The organism is Paraburkholderia sp. EB58, assembly GCF_050436665.1.
Classification (GTDB): domain Bacteria; phylum Pseudomonadota; class Gammaproteobacteria; order Burkholderiales; family Burkholderiaceae; genus Paraburkholderia.
In genome coordinates this window covers 147,018-163,674 of sequence record NZ_JBNDMQ010000011.1, presented here as the reverse complement: position 1 = coordinate 163,674, position 16,657 = coordinate 147,018, and the positions used below count along the sequence as shown (strand labels likewise).

Below are 16,657 nucleotides of genomic sequence, written 5' to 3'. Positions count from 1 at the left end.
CTACATCGACACTTCACACCACACCGAAACGTCGCGTGCCGCTGGGCGTTACGATGTATCTCATGAATACCACCACCGCCCCCTTCACCCGCGCTATCGGCCTGATTGTCGGTACGGTCAGCGTCGGGTTCGTCGTCACGCAGCTCGACGTGACTATCGTCAATATCGCGCTCGCGAAAATCAGCACCGACCTGCACGCGAGCGTCGCAGGCCTGCAGTGGATCGTCGACGCTTACGCGCTGGCTTTCTCGGTCCTGATGCTGTCGGCCGGCGTACTCGGCGACCGGCTCGGCGCGCGCCGCATGTATGCTGCCGGCATCGTGATCTTTGCGCTTGCGTCGCTCGCCTGCGGACTCGCGCTCAACGACGTCACTCTGGTCGCCGCACGTGCGACGCAGGGCATTGGCGCGGCCGCGATGCTGCCCAACTCGCTTGCGCTGCTGAATCAGGCCTGCGGGCACGATCCGAAGCTGCGCGCGCGAGCGGTCGGACTATGGACGGCCGCCGGCGCCGTCTCGATCGCGGCGGGCCCGGTGGTGGGCGGCCTCCTGATTGCAGCATTCGGCTGGCGCAGCATCTTTCTCGTCAACCTGCCGCTGTGCGCGGCGGGCCTTTTCGCGACCTTTGCATGGGTTCCGAAGCCGAACGCCAAGCCGGCGCAATCGTCGGCGCGGGCCTCCCAACCGGCGGCGGCGCCGCGCAGCATCGACCTGCCCGGCCAGCTGCTGGCAATCATCACGCTGACTGCCTTCACCGGCGCGGTCATCGAATTGCGTCCGCTCGGCCTCACCCATCCGCTCGTCGCCGGCGGCTTTATCCTGGCACTCATCGCGGGGATCGCATTCGTGACCATCGAATCGCGCCTTGCCGCACCCATGCTGCCGCTCTCGCTGTTCCGCAAGCGCAGCTTCACGGCTCCCGTCCTGTTCGGCATCTGCGTGAACCTGACCTACTACGGCATGGTGTTCGTTCTGAGCCTGTATCTGCAGCGTGTTCGTGGCTACACGCCGCTGCAGGCGGGGCTCGCGTTCCTGCCGCTGACCGGTGGCTTTCTGGTGTCGAATGTGGCCAGCGGCTGGGTGGTCGGCCATTACGGCGTGCGGGTACCGATGATCTGCGGCGCGCTGATCGCGGCGCTGGGGTATGCGTCGCTGCATTTCGTCGGGGCAACGACGCCGCTCATCGGGCTGCTGCTGCCGTTCCTACTGATTCCGTCCGGCATGGGCCTCGCGGTACCGGCCATGACCACCGCCATCCTCGCGTCGGTTGAGAAGCAGCGCGCCGGCACTGCTTCGGCGGTTCTGAATACCGCACGGCAAGCGGGCGGCGCAGTGGGTGTCGCGGCGTTCGGTGCACTGGTGAGTGGTGCAGGCGCCGCGCACATCGTATTCGGCATGCAGGTGGCCACCGCGATTTCTGCGGGTCTGCTGATCGCGGCGCTGGTGCTGGGGTGCCTAGTCCATCCGGAACCGCACGCGCAGGAACCGGATGACAAGAAGAAATCGCCCCTGCGCGCGGTACGCGGCGCTGGGCGCGGTTAGGCCGCCGGTCGTATCGCCTTCCCATAAGCGCACTCCGCCCACACCGCCTGCGTAGCGTGGGCGTTATGCTTCGTTCGCGCGGTAAGCGGGCTATCTGCCCACGGTCTACGTTATAGCGAAGCTTCCTGAATCTCCCCGGTCTCGATCGCGCGCGCAATCAGCCCTTCGCTCTCCACCTTGATGACCGCATCGGCAATCAGCTTCTCCGGTTCTTCAATTTCGGCCTTGATTGTGCTGATAAAGCCAGATGCGTCGAGAATTACCAGCGTTTTCGCCGAATCGGCCAGGCTGATGATCACGCGATGCGGCGTCGGCCCTTCGCCGAGGCTCGCGCAGAACTGCATGACTTTGCCGCCGATCGTTTGCTCAAAACTTTGAATCATTGTTAGCTCCTTGCAGACAAACTGATTCGAAGAGACTTGCCGGCCCACGCCATACCTACGCAATTCTGATGCCACGGTAGCCACTGCAGAGGCGCCAACCGCCCGCCCGCTCCACCACCAATCCACTCCGTGGCTCGGCCGGCGGCCCTTTAGTGGTTAGATCCGCCCCAAGCCGCCCCGCGGCGCGCGCGCACCATCGATACTGATGCGGCCCGCGCCCGTCACGAACAGCAGCAGGAAACCACCCGCAATGCCGATGTTCTTCCAGAAGTCGATAACCATGTCGTGCTGGATAGCCGCATCTGTGACATTCCAGAAATCGTGTCCAAGAATAGCAGTTGCCACCGTGTAGACCGCCAGGATGAGCGCAAGCGGACGAATCTTGAAGCCGACCACCAGCAACAGGCCGCCAAGCGACTCTACCGCCGTGGCGAGCGGAGCCGCGACCTGCACGAATGGCACCCCTTTAGAGTGAAGATAACCGACGAAGCCTGCATATCCCAGCAGTTTCATCACGCCGCCCCACAAGAACAAAACGGCCAGCGCTATACGAGCGATGAAGATTACGCCGGAATCGACGGGACGCGTCATGAGAGAGGGCTCCTGTGAATGAATAAGCAGAAGACCGGGCAGTAGGTTGTCAGTTCCCGGAAGTTGACTGTCAGAATATGTCCATTGACGCGCTTTTCCAAGCAAAAACGCGCCACGGCGGCCCCTTGCAAGGAGAATTCTTCCCTACCCGGAGCGCGCGATTGTGCTTTCAATTGCTCGCCGCGGCCGGCCGCTCTTGTTATAATTCTTTCACGATTTCGAACGAAATATAACGCACCCTTTGCGTCACGGGCCCGGGACTTCCATGCTGAAAACTGATCGCCTTCGCGCGCTCGCTGACGCGCTGGCCAGACAAAACGTGATGCGCCTGCGCGACGCGGCCGCGTTGCTCGGGGTGTCGGAAATGACGGTGCGCCGCGACGTGGCCGCGAGTCCCGGGCAGTTCACCTATCTCGGCGGCTACATCGTCAGCGCGACGGATGTGCCGAACACTGCCGGCTATTCGCTGGAGCAGGAGAAGGATCACTTCGCGCAAGCCAAGGCCGAGGCCTCGGCGTTCGCGGCCAAGCTCATCTCCGACAACGAAACGCTCTTCATCGATTGCGGCACCACGCTCACCACGCTGGCCCGGCTGATTCCGGCCGAGCGGCATGTCACCGTGGTCTGCTATTCGCTGAACGTCGCGGAAATCCTGCGACGCAAACCCAACGTGCGAATGATCTTGCTCGGCGGGGTCTACGTGCCGTCATCGGATTCGTTCGCCGGGGAAGAAAGCATCGAGATGCTGCGCCGGATGGGGATCAACAAGGCCTTCATTTCCGCGGGCGGCGTGGACCAGGCGCGTGGCGTCACGTGCTGGAATTTTCATGAAGTCGCGCTCAAGCAGGCGGCCATGGCGAGTGCCGTCGAACGGCACCTCGTGGTCGACACCAGCAAGTTCGGCGCAGTCAAAGCAGTCCGTTTCTCGCAGGTCGACGACTTCGATTCGATCATCACCGAGAAAGGCCAGGAGTTGCGGCGGCGCAAGTGACGCCGCATTGGTGACCTGATTTGCCGCACCTCATTTGCCACATCAAGGATACGTGGCCACCTCAATCAGATTGCCATCCGGATCGCGGCAATACATTGACGTCATCGGACCACGAGCGCCGGATCGCGCGGCTGGGCCGGCCTCAATCGCGATACCTTGCGCGACCCAATGCGCCTTGACCGCGTCCGGACTCGCCTGGGTCACGAAGCAGAGATCTGCACTGCCCGGCACTGGCGCGACGCCGGTGAACCATGCCACCGTGTCCGCATCTTTCGGCCGCAGATTGATCTTGTGTGCGCCGAAATGAACGGCGACCCGCACGCCGGTGCGCGAATCGAAGTCGATACGCTGCATGCCCAGCACGCGGACATACCATTCGGCACTAGCTTCCACATCCGCTACGTTCAGAACGATGTGGTCGATGCTGTCTATCGAGAAGCTCATGATCGTCGAGAGTGTTGTGTAGATCGCGTTGGGGACAGGTAGGACGTTTGCAGGCGCGATGCGCCAGCAACGCCAACCGCCTACCACCAAGGCAAAATACCACGCTCGGGCTATCCGCGCTGGCTGGCTCGCACTCCCCTCATTCGCCAGGCACTTGCGCTACGCCGCGGATGTCTTGCTGACGGAAGATATCATCAGGCCTCCGAAGCAAGCGGTAGCGACCTCCGCCACGCACGCCTCACGGACCCGTTCGATCACTGCAGACCAGCTCTCGTCCGCAGCGCGCCTAAACAGCCGCACCGTCTGCGGATACCACGGCGAATCGGTCCGCGCGTGCATCCAGCGCCAGTCGAGGCCCTGTCCGGGCAGCATGACCCAGCAAGGCTTGCCCATTGACGCAGCCAGGTGGGCAACGGACGTGTCGACGCAAATCACCAGATCGAGCTGCGCGATGATCGCCGCGGTGTCCGACAGATCTGTCGTCTCCGAGCCGAGATGCATTAGCGGCTGGGCGGCCGGAGGCGACTGGCCCTCCTCTTCCCCCTGGCCTTTTTGCAGACTCACGAACTGCATATCCGGCACGCTCCACAGCGGCGCCAAAGCAGCGAGGGACGGCAGCGAACGATTTGCATCGTTATGGTGTCGTGGATTGCCCTTCCACACCAGCCCGATTCTGCGCCCTGCGGGCAGCGTCGCCAGACGCGAGCGCCAGTGTTCGACGACAGACTCCGCAGGTCTCAGAGGGTTAACGGGCGGAATCGTATCCAAGGTCGTGCGCAGATGCAGCGGTGCACTCAGCAAGCTCGTCCAGCAATCGAAGCTGGAGGCCCGCTCGAGGCCGCCCCGGTGATCGAGTACCGCATCCACCCCGTCTACCGCCGCCAGCAAGCGGTGCAGCGGCGCCAGGCAGACGACGGTAATATGCGCGGCGCCCTGCGCCTTGAGCAGCGGCAGATAGCGGCCAAACTGCAGCATGTCGCCGAGACCATCCTCTTGCCAGACCAGCAGCGACTTGCCCGCAAGCGCATCGCCGCGCCACTGCGGGCATGGCAGCATCGCAAGCGTCTTGTGATGGATAAAATCGGACTTCGTATAGCGGAAGTCGTAAAGCTGCCATCCTTCTTCGAACTCGCCGGTACTGATCAGCAGCGTTGCAAGGGCGAATTTTGCGTCGGCATAGTCCGCGCGGATGGCGATGGCTTTCCGGTAAGCCGCCTCGGCCTCAGGCAAGCGGTTGAGTTCCTTCAGCACGTTGCCAAGGTTGTAGAGCGCCTCGATGACATCGGGGCGCAGCGCTAGTGCCTGCTGATAAGAGGCGGCAGCTTCCTGCCAGCGCTCCTGGGCCTGCAGCACGCTGCCCAGGTTGTTGTGAGCTTCGACGCCGGCCGGGTTGATGCGCAGTGCCTCGCGATACGCAATCTCAGCCTCGGCCACCCGCTCGAGTTTGTGCAGCACGATGCCCAGGTTGTAGTACGCCTCCGCGTAGTCAGGGCGGATCGCCAGCGCCTGCCGGTAGGACGCCTCGGCTTCCGGTAGCCGCTCGAGGTCCGCCAGCACGCTGCCGAGGTTGTTGTGCGCCTCGGTGTAATTCGGACGAATCGTAACTGCGAGCCGACAAGCCAGCTCCGCTTCAGGGAACCGTTTGAAAATTTTCAGTACGCTGCCGAGGTTATTGAGGGCCTCGACATACTGAGGACGCACCGTCAGCGCCTGCCGGTATGCCTGCTCCGCCTCGGAAAGGCGGTCGAGTTCTCTGAGCACATTGCCCAGATTGTTATGCGCCTCGGCACAGTCTGGCCGCACCGCCAGTGATTGCCGATAAGCGCCCTCCGCCTCGTGCAGACGGCGATGATCGTAGAGCACGATGCCCAGGTTGTAGTGCGCATCGGCGTACTCGAAGCGGACGGCGATGGCCTGCCGGTAGGCCGCTTCTGCGTCATGCAAACGCTTGAGGCTATACAGCACCGCGCCGAGATTGTTGTAGGCCTGAGCCTGGTCGGGCCGGATAGCCGCTACGCTACGGAACATCGCCTCCGCTTCCAGCAACCGGTTAAGGCCCTTAAGCAGGATGCCGAGGTTGTTGTACGGGTCGACGAAATCGGGTTTGACTGCGATCGCCTGGCGCCAATAATTTTCCGCGTCCGCAAACTGGTTCAGCCCGAGCGCGGAGACCGCTGCGACATTCAGCGTTTCCGCCAGCAACTGTTCGGCGACGCCTTCTCGTGAATCGAGCACGGGCTTGAGCAATGCGAGGGCTTCGGCAAACTTCCCTGCCGCGCAGAGCGAATGCGCCAACTGATGAGATTCCGTTTTCGCAGGCGCGAGCGTTGATGCCGATGTCATGGATGGTGAACGCTGATGTCAGCGGTTGTAAGCTCGGGGAAAGTTGTTCCCTGTCGGGTCCGGTGCCGATGCGCGGTTGAGGCGCTGCCGATACAACGGGAGCGCCCCAACAAGCAGGTTACGGCAGCTGAGGGTGGCGCGATGGGACGAAATGAGCGTGTTGGGGCACGCTATTCAGGGGATAGGCTCCCGTTCGACGGCTACTCGAAACTTATATCCCCCGAACCGGACCGATGAACAATTTTCGTGGCCGGCTTGCCACTGATCTGAACGTCGCCCGAACCTGCCACATCGACGATTGCCGCGTTTGATGCGTAGGCATGCAGGTCGCCCGATCCGCGCACGCTCGCGTGCAACGCTTCCGCATGCACGGCACGGACGTCAACATCTCCCGAGCCATGGATGGCGACGTTCACAGCATTCACTTGGCCCGAAGCCACGATCGAGCCGGACCCGGAGACGTTGAGGTTCAAGGAATCGCCATTGATGCCCGACGCATTCATCGATCCCGAGCCCGCCAGATTGACGGCTTCCAGCGAGGGAGTCGTAATCGCGACTTTGAGCGCCCTGATGAGCGTCACATGCTCCTTGAGCTCGATGGTCAGCACGTTATCGTGGATAGACGTGAGCAGCAGCGGCACCACGTCCGCCGGACCGGACACCGTGATCGACGGGCTTGCGCCAATCGACACAACCACGTCCGCTGGAGCACGCAAATCGATTCCTGAAAATTTACCGGCTTGCCGTGTTTCGGTCTTGTCGGCGGCCGACGCGGCGCTGGAGTCCGTAGACACCCGGATCACGCTGCCGGGGCTACCCTGGGCCACAGCAACACTCGCGAGCACGCTAAAGGCCGCCGCTGCGGCAAATCGAACAATGGACGCTTTCATTATCTTTTCGACTCCTTAACCCGGCTCGCGGCCGCTCAGGTTGCGGATGATGCGCCTGACCGGCGAGAGGCGTCAAACGCGCCCGTAAATCGAGTCCTTGCGGGTCATCAGCGCAGGCCAGCGATAACCGAGCACCGATTCACGCGGATAAGCATTCTCACAGACCCGGCCAAGCTGGTTACCGCCTAACAGGTAAACCGATTCGCTATCGGCACGCAGAAAAAATCCAACATGGCCTTTCCAGCTATCCGGCTCGTCGCGGTACAACACGGCAATACATCCTAAAGCCGGTTGTGCGAGCGGTTCGCCCCAATCGAGCCAGGAGCGGGCCAGCGCCGAACCCGTGCCGGCTATATCAAGCTGAGCTAAACACCAGTTCACGAACGAGGAGCACCAGGAGGCTTTGTCGTCGTAACCGCGAATATTCGTGTGCTCGTGGTATTCGGTAATGCGCGAATTACTCTGCCCTGCCGGATATTGGGCGACGCCGGTTTCCATGCGGGCAATAGCGAGCCACGGTGGGGCATTGCGTGAATCGAGGTCGTATTGAGGTTCGATCATTGTGTGCAGATCAGCCTGGGTGGATGCGTAACTGCCCCTCAGCCACTCAGTGCAGATCAGCCCGCACCTGCATTTCATACACCTCTTCAAGGCTCGGTGCCGGCTTGACCAGACTGTCGACGAAGCATTGCGCGTCCGGATCGCTGATGAAGCTGGCGGCTGAGCCGGCCGTCAGGATCGCGGCGCACTCCTGCGGCTTCGCGATCACGAAACCTTGCACATAGTCCACGCCGATTTCCTTGAGCGCCCGCAGCGTATTCGCATCCTCGACCCACTCGGCAATGCTGCGCATACCGAGGTTCCGAGCAAGGGCGACGATCGCCTCGACGATCGCCGTGTCGGCCGGATGCTCGCACATCGTGCGAATGAACTCGCCGTCAATCTTCAAGGCGTCGGCCGACAAATCCTTCAGATACTTGAACGAGGTGTAACCCGCACCGAAGTCGTCGAGCGCGATCTTGCCGCCCATATCATGGACGCGCGCAACGAACCGCTGCGTGTTCTCCAGATCGTGCAGCGCAACGCTCTCGGTGATTTCGAGGCACAGGTAACGGATGATGGGACGGTAGCGCGCAAACAACGCGAAGATGTCTTCCATGAACTGCTCGTCGTTGAGCGAGCCGCCGCTCAGGTTGACGCACACAAAACGCGTCTTCGGCAAAGCATGCCGGTTCGTCTCGATCCATTCGAGTACTGTGGCGAGCACCCACCTGTCGATGCCGGCAATGTTGCCGGACTCCTCCGCCGCCACGATCACCTTGCCGGCCGGCAGTATCGAGCCGTCCGGGGCACGCCAGCGAAGCAACACTTCGAAGTCGAGCGAATCGGTCGGTGCGGCGAGCGACATGATTGGTTGCATCACGAGGAACAGCCCACCTGGCAAGCGGTTTTGACCCAGCGTCTCGACCAGCATGAGTTCCTTGGCCCGTTCCTCGAACGCCGCCGCACCCTTGTGATAAGTGACGAGATGCCCATGCGCCACGCCTTTTGCCTCACGGCACGCGCCATCCGCGTGGGACAGCGCGTCCTGCACCCGCACGCCGTGCGAGCACTCCACGAGGCCAATCGACGCCTTCACCTGAAACGCGCAATTTCCGACCTGATACGGGGCAGCGCTGAGCAAGGTGACGAGTTCGCGGCATTGCGCGATCGCGTCCTCGATCAGGGTGTTGCTCATCACGCAGATGAATTCGTCGCCACCGATGCGCCCCACCGCGTATTCGGGCCGGAACAGCGTTCGGGCACGCGCTGAGACCTGCTTGAGCACCTCGTCGCCTGCACGGTGACCGAACAGATCGTTGACGAGCTTGAAGCGGTCCAGGTCGATATACGCGAGCGCCCACGGCGTGTGCTCCTCGCTTTGCTCAGCGATGGCCCGCTCCACACCGCGACGATTCAGCGAGCCGGTCAGGGGATCATGGTCGACCAGAAAATGCAGGCGTTCGATCGCTTTCGCGCGTTCCGTCACGTCCTGCAGCGACCCTTCGATCCAGCCACCCGAGTGTGTCGCCTTGAGCGAGTAACGCCGCTCGGCCGTGCCGCATTCGAGCGAACCACCGAGTTCGAGTTCACCCTCGCTGCCCTTCTGTGCAAGCGCCTGCAATGAGCCCCAAGCACCCGGCTCGAAGTAATCTTTCCAGAGACGTAGCTTGTATTCGGCCTTGCGCAGATCGAGCATCGAACGCAACGCCGGGTTGGCGCGCACGAAATGACCGTTCTCATTCAGCGTGAAGAGACCGATCGGCGTGACGTCATAGGTATTACGCAGTTCCGTCTGCATCCGGCGACGGCGCTCGCGCTCGGCGCGCATCTGCTCGGCAATCGCAAACGCGGCCAACATGCTCGACGACAGCGCCGCGACCACGGGATTGACGCCGCCGAACAATAGCTTGATACCGAACGCAGCACCCAGCACTTCGGAGAAGGTCGCAAACAGCACCACCGCCATCGACGCCACGTACCACAGCACGGTGCGTGAATGCGTCATCCACACCAGCCTCGCAAGCAGGAAGATCAGCACGCCCATGCCGAAGCTGCTCAGTGCCCAGAGCACCGGGATGAACTGTGCGTAGCGCAGCGTGGCGGCAGCAGCGAGCAGCAGGAGCCCGTTGTACTGCACGATTCGCAGCATCCAGCGAAAGCCCGCCACCTTCAGTTCGCGGCGGAACAACTGGCCGAACAATGCAACGGTGAGCAGATAATAGACGGCAAACGTCGCCTGACGCAGCCACTGGATGTGATCCGGCGAAATGATGCGGCCGATCCATTCCATGTCCCAGCCCATCGCATTCGCGCAGAGCCGCAGATTGCCGACGAGCCACGCCGCGAAAATCACATACGTCCACTCACGGTTAATGAGCGCAGTCACGAACACGAACACGGCCAGCGTCAGCAGGCCGCCGGCAATCAAAGCCGAGTTTTCCTGGAAGTCGAGCGCGGACCGGTCGAGCGCATGCGCGTCCCACGCAAGCGCACTCATATACGCGGGGCCCGAGAACGTCCCGCGGCACAGGATGGTCCCCTGGGTCGCCACAGACGCGTCGACGGCCAGCTCGAACCCCGCCTTGATCGGGCTGATCTTGCCGCTGGTCCGCCGGCGGTCGCCTTGCCCGAGTAACGCCAGGTTCGACGTGTTCCAGCAGGCGAGCGTTTGTGCGTGACGCGAGGGAAATTCAATCAGCGTAGGCTGCCCGGGACTGACGACGGGTACATCGAGCAGAAACCAGAAGGGCGTTTCGGCGAGCCTGGTGCCATAACGCCTGGTGGCAGGAGCCTGCAGTTGCCCTCTCAGCGCTTGCAGCGCCTCGGCCGGGGTAAGCGAAGCGGTCTTGTCAGGAACGACATGCAGGTTGACGACGAGCGAACCCTTCGACTCGAATTGTCGCGGCGCCCACAGCAATGCGACGACCGTCGCAGCCGCGATGAGTCCCGGCACGAGATAAACCGAGAATGCGAACAGTAGCCAGTCGATGAACGACCCCGCGCGCATGTACCTCGACCGCGAAAAGAACGTCGCCAATTCCATCCTTTGGAATTCCCCTAGTGCGGCAGCGCTTGTACTTAGGCAATGGCAGAGCTTAATAGCACTGCCATTGCCACACGCCATTAGTTGGCCTGCCGATTGGCTGGACTATTTTGTCTTACCTGCCATGAACCATTTGCGGAGCCTCCAAGCATCCTACCGTTTCTCGTGCAAAAGATAAATCTACCCGGGATAAATCGATGTCCGGATGGTGGGTTTGAAACACGAACTTAAACAGCGGATGCCTGACCTCCGCCCACCGCTCACGCGCCACAGCCACCGGTTTGGCCATCACCCGGTGCGGCAACCCGCCTACATGCGACATGGGCAGGAATTCATTCTGGCCAAAAACGTCGCGGAAAAGCATGGCTTCATACTCGCGATCCAACGGCGAACGCGCCGTAATGACCATCCAGTCGATCTGCTGTTGCTGGCAGTATGAAAACAATGCCTTGCATAGGCCGATCTTGACCATCCGCCCAATCGTCCCTCCGGCCACGCCCAGCCGCGTCGCTTCCGCCATGCGCGCGCCCTGCAGCCAGTCGGGCAACTGCACTGACTGCTCGACTGCCAGGGGTGCAAACTCGTTCGTTTGAATCCGCATGGTGCCGAGCGGTCCGCCATCCAGCTTCGACTGGGCCAGCAGCACAACCGTTCCGGGCTCGTAATCCCCCTTTTCAACGGTCATCTTGCTGGCAAATTCAGGCAAATGCCGGCTGTAAGCCATTTGCCGCATCACGACAGCCTTATGAAGGGACTCATCATCGGTGACTATACGAATGGTAAACGGCAATCTTTCCGTTTTCCTGAGCGGAATCGTGTCCGCGTTCTCCGGGTTGGCGGCGTGTCCGTTATCGAATTCGGAGACTAATACTGAAGGATTTATGCGATCCATTTATGTAACCCCACTTAGCTGATAAGAGAAAAGGAAACGTCGCACCGGGAAACGCATTTCAATCCGCGCTTCAGTACGACGAATCAAGCCTCTCACGAACTCAAATTTACGGGTGAGTCCTATCTAATATTTCTGGAAAGTTCGCTTTAGTGAGGACGCCAATCAATCACACCCTGGCATCAGACGGCCGGGGCCCGGCGCATCCGCCGAGGCGCATTGCCGATGCGCAAGCCAGATCGTTGCGCTTGCACTAAACTTGCGCCCTTTAACCATGCCGCGCCTTGCTAAATCGCGCTTTGCGACCTCATGAACTCTCAACCCGCAGAAACGCCCGACGAGCCCCGACCTCAGGCCTCCGCTGCACCGGCCGACGAGACGCTCGCTGCCGTTGCACACCGCAGCCTGCCGCGCAGCAAGCCATTTCAGCGCTTCTGGTGTACCCGGGTACTCTCTTCGCTCTCCTTCCAGATGCTGGCGGTCGCAATGGGCTGGCACATCTACGGACTCACGCATAGCGCGTTTGCCCTCGGCCTTCTCGGCCTGGCGCAATTTCTACCGATGTTCACGCTGACGCTCGTCGTGGGCCACGTCGCCGACCGCTACGATCGCCGGCGCATTGCTGCCGTCTGTCAAAGCGCCGAAGCCGTCGCTGCGTTGGTGTTTGCATTGGGCACCTTCAGTGGCTGGCTGAGCGCCCCCGTCATCTATGGGTTGGCCGCTTGCGTTGGCGCTGCGCGCGCCTTCGAATCGCCAGCCGTGTCCTCGTTACTGCCCGGCGTGGTGCCGCGCGTCCAGTTGCCTCAGGCCACCGCGTGGGCGACCTCGGCCGGCCAGACGGCACAGATCGTCGGTCCCGCGCTGGGCGGCCTGCTCTATGGCGTGGGCGCGGGTCCGGCGTATCTCGTGTGCGCGCTAACGTTTGCTTGTGCCGCCGCGCTCGTTTGGGGTATTCCATTACAGGCCCGGCCGGCCACCCGCGCACCTGTGACATTGGCATCGGTCTTCTCGGGGATCGCCTTCATCCGCAGCCAGCCGGTCATTCTGGGCGCGCTTTCGCTCGATCTGTTCGCGGTCCTGTTCGGCGGCGCGACTGCCCTGCTGCCGGTATTTGCCCGCGACATTCTGCACGCGGGGCCGTTGGCACTCGGCCTGTTGCGCTCCGCATCGGCGGTCGGCGCGCTCTCCGGCACGATCTGGCTAGCGCACTTTCCGCTGCGCAAACGGCCTGGCTTGGCCATGTTCGGCGGGGTCATCGCATTCGGCGCCGCGACGATCGTGTTCGGGCTCTCGCATCAGATCGTGATTTCACTGCTGGCGCTCGCGGTGCTCGGCGCGTCGGATGTGATCAGCGTCGTGGTGCGCCTCTCGCTCGTGCAACTCCGCACGCCTGACGAGATGCTTGGACGCGTGAGCGCGGTGAACGCGCTGTTCATCGGTTCGTCGAATCAGCTTGGCGAATTCGAGTCGGGTCTGACTGCCGGCTGGTGGGGGGCTCAACCTGCCGTGCTGGTGGGCGGCGTGGCGACAATCGCCGTTGCGTTGCTGTGGATGAAACTGTTCCCCGCGCTTAGGCAGGTCCGCTCGTTGGGTCACGAAGACGAGCACGTCGCAGCAGGTTCATAGAGATCTGCCAGGTGAATGTACCAGGAGTGCGTGTTGCACTGAGGCGACACTGAAGCACTGCTGAGCATGGCGCGAGGCGACCTGTCTCGCGCGTCAAACTTACCGGCTGCGCCCACCCCTGCGGACAAAACGACCGGTAGTCAGGCTCGTTTACCAACGGCCCGCTGTCGAATCGCACCATCCTGCGAATTTCCAGTCAAACGAGTAGCATTGGTCCCAGACTGACGTGAAAACGGAGGAGACATGCAGACGGCTCATCAACCTCACCATTTCCACCTCGAGTTACGCCACGCGACGGTACCCACGTACGTGACGAGCTACCTGTTCCCGATTCTGCTGCTCGCCTATGAGGCGTGGAGGGTTGGGCGCTGGATTTTCGACTACGGCATGAACTTCGCGAACTTCAGGTACATGGGCTATGAATTCCTGCTCATGCTGACGTTCGTCGGCTTGCAGATTCTGGTGGAAATCGTGTTCCTCGCGGGCGCGGGCATCACCAAACATCCGGACTTCGAACATCGGGTCTCGAACGTTCTGGTGGGTATCGGCTGCTCGTTCGTGGTGATCGGTTTCGATCTGGCTTTGCAATACGCGCTGTAATTGGGTGCGGCGGTCGGGTGCTGCTGCGATTGCCCACCGCCGTTATCTGCGGTACTCCTATGCGCTGATCGCGCGCCGTCTTCGAGGCGCGCGCAGGCCTGTCACACCCCTACCCCTTGCGCTGCAAGGCGAACAGGGTCCCGGCGAGCAGAATGAACGCGCCGATAATGACCTTCTGCCACGTACTCGGCACGCCCACCAGGATCAGCACATTGTTGATCAGGGTGACGAGCACCACCCCCAACAGCGTACCGACCACTGTGCCGGTGCCGCCCGTAATGCGCGCGCCGCCAAGAATCACCGCCGCGATCACATCGAGTTCGGATCCAACGAGGTCGAACGGATTCGCGAGGCGGTTATTGGAGACGTGCAGAATCCCCGCGATCCCAGCCAGCATGCCCGTGTAGCCGAACACAAACAGATGGATCGAGCGTAGGTTATAGCCGAGGCGCTCTGCAATCGCCAGGCTGCCGCCCATGGCGTACACGCCGCGCCCCATCATCGTCCGGTTCAGCAGCCACCATGTCACTACCGCAGCCACCACCAGCGCCAGTACCGAGACCGGCAACACAGCGCGCAAGCCATCGGAAGTCTGATAGAAAAACAGCGGGATGCGGCCGAAGCGATCCATGCTGTGCGGGATGTTCATAAAGAACGTCGTGCCGATGAAGGTCAGCAGGATGCCGCGATACAGATATTGCGTGCCGATCGTCACGATCAGCGAAGGCGCTTTCAGCCGGTACACCAGCACGCCGTTGATCAGACCGAGCACAATGCCGCCGAGCGCCCCCGTGATCAGGATCAACGCGAACGGCTCGTCGGGCCACCACGCGAACACGGCCTTCGTGATCGCATACATGGTCAGCGCGCCGATTGCCGTAAACGACACGTCGATGCCGCCCGAGGCCAGCACGACCAGCGTGCCAAGCGCAAACAGCGACACGGTAGTGGCCGAATGCAGCATGTCGAACAACGTCGCAAGCTGAAAGAAGCGCGGATTGATCGCGCCGACAATCAGGCACATCACGATGATCAGCCCGAACGTAAACCATTCGGGTTGACGCGCGAGTTTTGCCCGCCAGCCGAGCGGCTTCACCTCTGGTGCGACGTCGATGACAGTTGGCGTGGTCATGGTCTGGTTGATGCGCGGGTTCATGCGTGTAACGTCCTTTCAGCTTACTCTATGCGGCTTCCGACAGCAGCGCGTGGTACAGGTCAGCTTCTTTCAACTGGTCGGCCTGATATTCGTTCGCGACGCGCCCCTTCTTCATCATCAGGATACGGTCGCAGTTCTGCAGCAGTTCGGGCAGGTCGTCGCTGATCAGGATGATGCCGATGCCTCGCTGCGACAAGCGCTGCATGATCCGGTAGATGATGTCCTTGGAGCCGACGTCCACCCCAACTGTCGGACCATGCAGAATCAGCACACGCGGATCGATGGCGAGCCAACGGCCAATCAGCACGCGTTGCTGGTTGCCGCCCGAAAGCGACTGCACAGGTTTGTCGACGTCAGGCGTTGCGATCTGCAACTCCTTGACGGTGTCCACGGCGAGAGTCTGCGCGCGGGTCCGGTCAATCTGGCCGAAGCGGTCGCGCAAGCTCGAGATCATCGCGGTGATCACGTTGTCGCGAATCGATTTGTCGAGGAACAGCCCTTCGTTCAGGCGGTCTTCCGGCACATAGCCAATGCGGTGATTCTTCGCGTCCGAAGGCGTGTGCAAGACAATGCGTTTGCCGTCCAGCACGATCTCGCCATGCTGCGCGGGCGCCACGCCCGCTAGCGCGCGTGCCAGCTCATTGCGCCCCGAGTCGAGCAGGCCGGTTACGCCGAGAATCTCGCCACGATGCAACGCAAACGACACATCGGCGAACTGGCCGGTGCGCGTGAGACCGCTCACATCGAGCACTACCTCGGCGCCGTAGCCGCCTTCGCGATAGCGCTCGCTCGACAGATGCCGGCCTGTCATCAGTTCGCTGATCTGGGCCTTGGTGTAGTTCGTGATCGGTCCTTGCGCCATGGTCTGGCCGTCGCGCAACACGATCACTTCGCCGCCGATTGCGTAGCATTCGTCGAGCTTGTGGCTCACGAACAGCACTGTCACACCTTGCGCACGCAGATTGGTTAGCACTGCAATCAGGTTGTCGACTTCTTTCTGTGTCAGCGACGTGGTGGGCTCGTCCATGATGACGAACTTTGCCTCGCTCGCAATGGCGCGTGCAATCGCCACGAGCTGGCGGGTCGCGAGCGGTAATAGTTCAACCAGGGTCGACTGAAAATCTGCGTCGCCGGGCAGACCGACAGCCGCGAGCGCACGCTCCGCGGTTTTCGCCAGTGCACGTCGGTCGAAGGTACGTGTCAGGCGGCCGTTGTGCTCGGCCAGCTCCGAAGTTAACGCGACGTTTTCGGCCACGCTCATGTTCGGCAGTAAGGAGAGATCCTGGTACACCGTCTCGATCCCCGCCGCTAGTGATTCCAGCGCCGAGAGGCGCGAATGCGACACGCCTTCGATAATGAGCTCGCCTTCGTCGGGCGGCTGCGCGCCGGAGATGATCTTTATCAGCGTGCTCTTGCCGCAGCCGTTCTCGCCGAGCAGGTGATAAATCTGTCCTCGCTGGAACGACAGGCTCACGCCACGCAGCGCGTGCACACCGGTAAAGCGTTTGTGCACACCTACGACCTGCAGGAACGGTACGGAAGCAGCGTCTGAATTCATAGTCCATGCAATCTAAAAAGTGCCCCTAACCTGTCGCTTCGCGCCAGGCCCCCCCGAGG

Annotated in this window: 14 protein-coding genes; 4 read left to right on the top strand and 10 right to left on the bottom strand. The window is 61.7% G+C overall.

The features are described 5' to 3' along the window. Nucleotides 1-62: 62 nt before the first annotated feature. Nucleotides 63-1,541, top strand: coding sequence for an MFS transporter (locus P3T40_RS18420; protein WP_429269160.1), 1,479 nt, complete (start codon nt 63-65; stop codon nt 1,539-1,541). 110 nt (nt 1,542-1,651) lie between these two features. Here P3T40_RS18420 and P3T40_RS18415 read toward each other — a convergent pair whose 3' ends face one another. Both P3T40_RS18415 and P3T40_RS18410 read right to left on the bottom strand, forming a co-directional pair. After that, nucleotides 1,652-1,924 carry a hypothetical protein gene (locus P3T40_RS18415; RefSeq protein WP_429269159.1) on the bottom strand — a complete coding sequence of 91 codons (273 nt, stop codon included), beginning with the start codon at nt 1,922-1,924 and terminating at the stop codon, nt 1,652-1,654. A 156-nt stretch (nt 1,925-2,080) separates the two neighbouring features. Beyond that, nucleotides 2,081-2,515 (bottom strand): DoxX family protein, encoded by a 435-nt coding sequence (locus P3T40_RS18410; RefSeq protein ID WP_429269158.1) that lies wholly within the window; start codon nt 2,513-2,515, stop codon nt 2,081-2,083. Nucleotides 2,516-2,780: 265 nt separating this feature from the next. Between P3T40_RS18410 and P3T40_RS18405 the strand changes: the two genes are divergently transcribed. Then, a complete protein-coding gene (locus tag P3T40_RS18405) occupies nt 2,781-3,506 on the top strand; it encodes a DeoR/GlpR family DNA-binding transcription regulator (RefSeq protein ID WP_429269157.1) in 726 nt (241 codons plus the stop codon). A gap of 42 nt (nt 3,507-3,548) precedes the next feature. Here P3T40_RS18405 and P3T40_RS18400 read toward each other — a convergent pair whose 3' ends face one another. The 6 genes from P3T40_RS18400 to P3T40_RS18375 all read right to left on the bottom strand — a co-directional run bounded on the left by P3T40_RS18400 (nt 3,549) and on the right by P3T40_RS18375 (nt 11,661). Continuing rightward, the gene (locus tag P3T40_RS18400; RefSeq protein ID WP_429269156.1) at nt 3,549-3,950 is read right to left on the bottom strand and encodes a VOC family protein; all 402 of its coding nucleotides are present in this window, start codon (nt 3,948-3,950) and stop codon (nt 3,549-3,551) included. Between the two features lie 159 nt (nt 3,951-4,109). Next, the gene (locus P3T40_RS18395; protein WP_429269155.1) at nt 4,110-6,293 is read right to left on the bottom strand and encodes a tetratricopeptide repeat protein; all 2,184 of its coding nucleotides are present in this window, start codon (nt 6,291-6,293) and stop codon (nt 4,110-4,112) included. Between the two features lie 200 nt (nt 6,294-6,493). Further along, nucleotides 6,494-7,183 carry a head GIN domain-containing protein gene (locus P3T40_RS18390; protein ID WP_429269154.1) on the bottom strand — a complete coding sequence of 230 codons (690 nt, stop codon included), beginning with the start codon at nt 7,181-7,183 and terminating at the stop codon, nt 6,494-6,496. Between the two features lie 72 nt (nt 7,184-7,255). Continuing rightward, nucleotides 7,256-7,744 carry a TIGR02594 family protein gene (locus tag P3T40_RS18385; RefSeq protein WP_429269153.1) on the bottom strand — a complete coding sequence of 163 codons (489 nt, stop codon included), beginning with the start codon at nt 7,742-7,744 and terminating at the stop codon, nt 7,256-7,258. Nucleotides 7,745-7,790: 46 nt separating this feature from the next. Next, nucleotides 7,791-10,733: a putative bifunctional diguanylate cyclase/phosphodiesterase gene (locus tag P3T40_RS18380; RefSeq protein WP_429269152.1), complete on the bottom strand. Its 2,943-nt coding sequence runs from the start codon at nt 10,731-10,733 to the stop codon at nt 7,791-7,793. A gap of 151 nt (nt 10,734-10,884) precedes the next feature. Beyond that, nucleotides 10,885-11,661 carry an N-acyl amino acid synthase FeeM domain-containing protein gene (locus P3T40_RS18375; RefSeq protein ID WP_429269151.1) on the bottom strand — a complete coding sequence of 259 codons (777 nt, stop codon included), beginning with the start codon at nt 11,659-11,661 and terminating at the stop codon, nt 10,885-10,887. Between the two features lie 306 nt (nt 11,662-11,967). Here P3T40_RS18375 and P3T40_RS18370 point away from each other — a divergent pair, with 306 nt between their 5' ends. Then, nucleotides 11,968-13,284, top strand: coding sequence for an MFS transporter (locus P3T40_RS18370; RefSeq protein ID WP_429269150.1), 1,317 nt, complete (start codon nt 11,968-11,970; stop codon nt 13,282-13,284). Between the two features lie 243 nt (nt 13,285-13,527). Then, entirely contained in the window at nt 13,528-13,884 is a 357-nt protein-coding gene (locus P3T40_RS18365; RefSeq protein ID WP_429269149.1) for a hypothetical protein, read from the top strand. Between the two features lie 109 nt (nt 13,885-13,993). Here P3T40_RS18365 and P3T40_RS18360 read toward each other — a convergent pair whose 3' ends face one another. Together P3T40_RS18360 and P3T40_RS18355 are read right to left on the bottom strand one after the other, a co-directional pair. Continuing rightward, a complete protein-coding gene (locus tag P3T40_RS18360; RefSeq protein WP_429269148.1) occupies nt 13,994-15,040 on the bottom strand; it encodes an ABC transporter permease in 1,047 nt (348 codons plus the stop codon). 25 nt (nt 15,041-15,065) lie between these two features. Next, nucleotides 15,066-16,598 carry a sugar ABC transporter ATP-binding protein gene (locus P3T40_RS18355; RefSeq protein WP_429269147.1) on the bottom strand — a complete coding sequence of 511 codons (1,533 nt, stop codon included), beginning with the start codon at nt 16,596-16,598 and terminating at the stop codon, nt 15,066-15,068. Nucleotides 16,599-16,657 lie beyond the last annotated feature (59 nt).

Excerpts from the sequence above, each read along its gene's own strand:
- P3T40_RS18385 (WP_429269153.1), bottom strand. The coding sequence starts at position 7,744 with ATGATCGAACCTCAATACGACCTCGATTCACGCAATGCCCCACCGTGG.
- P3T40_RS18405 (WP_429269157.1), top strand. The coding sequence starts at position 2,781 with ATGCTGAAAACTGATCGCCTTCGCGCGCTCGCTGACGCGCTGGCCAGA.
- P3T40_RS18360 (WP_429269148.1), bottom strand. The coding sequence starts at position 15,040 with ATGAACCCGCGCATCAACCAGACCATGACCACGCCAACTGTCATCGAC.
- P3T40_RS18380 (WP_429269152.1), bottom strand. The coding sequence starts at position 10,733 with ATGCGCGCGGGGTCGTTCATCGACTGGCTACTGTTCGCATTCTCGGTT.
- P3T40_RS18370 (WP_429269150.1), top strand. The coding sequence starts at position 11,968 with ATGAACTCTCAACCCGCAGAAACGCCCGACGAGCCCCGACCTCAGGCC.
- P3T40_RS18395 (WP_429269155.1), bottom strand. The coding sequence starts at position 6,293 with ATGACATCGGCATCAACGCTCGCGCCTGCGAAAACGGAATCTCATCAG.
- P3T40_RS18390 (WP_429269154.1), bottom strand. The coding sequence starts at position 7,183 with ATGAAAGCGTCCATTGTTCGATTTGCCGCAGCGGCGGCCTTTAGCGTG.
- P3T40_RS18375 (WP_429269151.1), bottom strand. The coding sequence starts at position 11,661 with ATGGATCGCATAAATCCTTCAGTATTAGTCTCCGAATTCGATAACGGA.
- P3T40_RS18400 (WP_429269156.1), bottom strand. The coding sequence starts at position 3,950 with ATGAGCTTCTCGATAGACAGCATCGACCACATCGTTCTGAACGTAGCG.
- P3T40_RS18365 (WP_429269149.1), top strand. The coding sequence starts at position 13,528 with ATGCAGACGGCTCATCAACCTCACCATTTCCACCTCGAGTTACGCCAC.
- P3T40_RS18410 (WP_429269158.1), bottom strand. The coding sequence starts at position 2,515 with ATGACGCGTCCCGTCGATTCCGGCGTAATCTTCATCGCTCGTATAGCG.
- P3T40_RS18420 (WP_429269160.1), top strand. The coding sequence starts at position 63 with ATGAATACCACCACCGCCCCCTTCACCCGCGCTATCGGCCTGATTGTC.
- P3T40_RS18355 (WP_429269147.1), bottom strand. The coding sequence starts at position 16,598 with ATGAATTCAGACGCTGCTTCCGTACCGTTCCTGCAGGTCGTAGGTGTG.
- P3T40_RS18415 (WP_429269159.1), bottom strand. The coding sequence starts at position 1,924 with ATGATTCAAAGTTTTGAGCAAACGATCGGCGGCAAAGTCATGCAGTTC.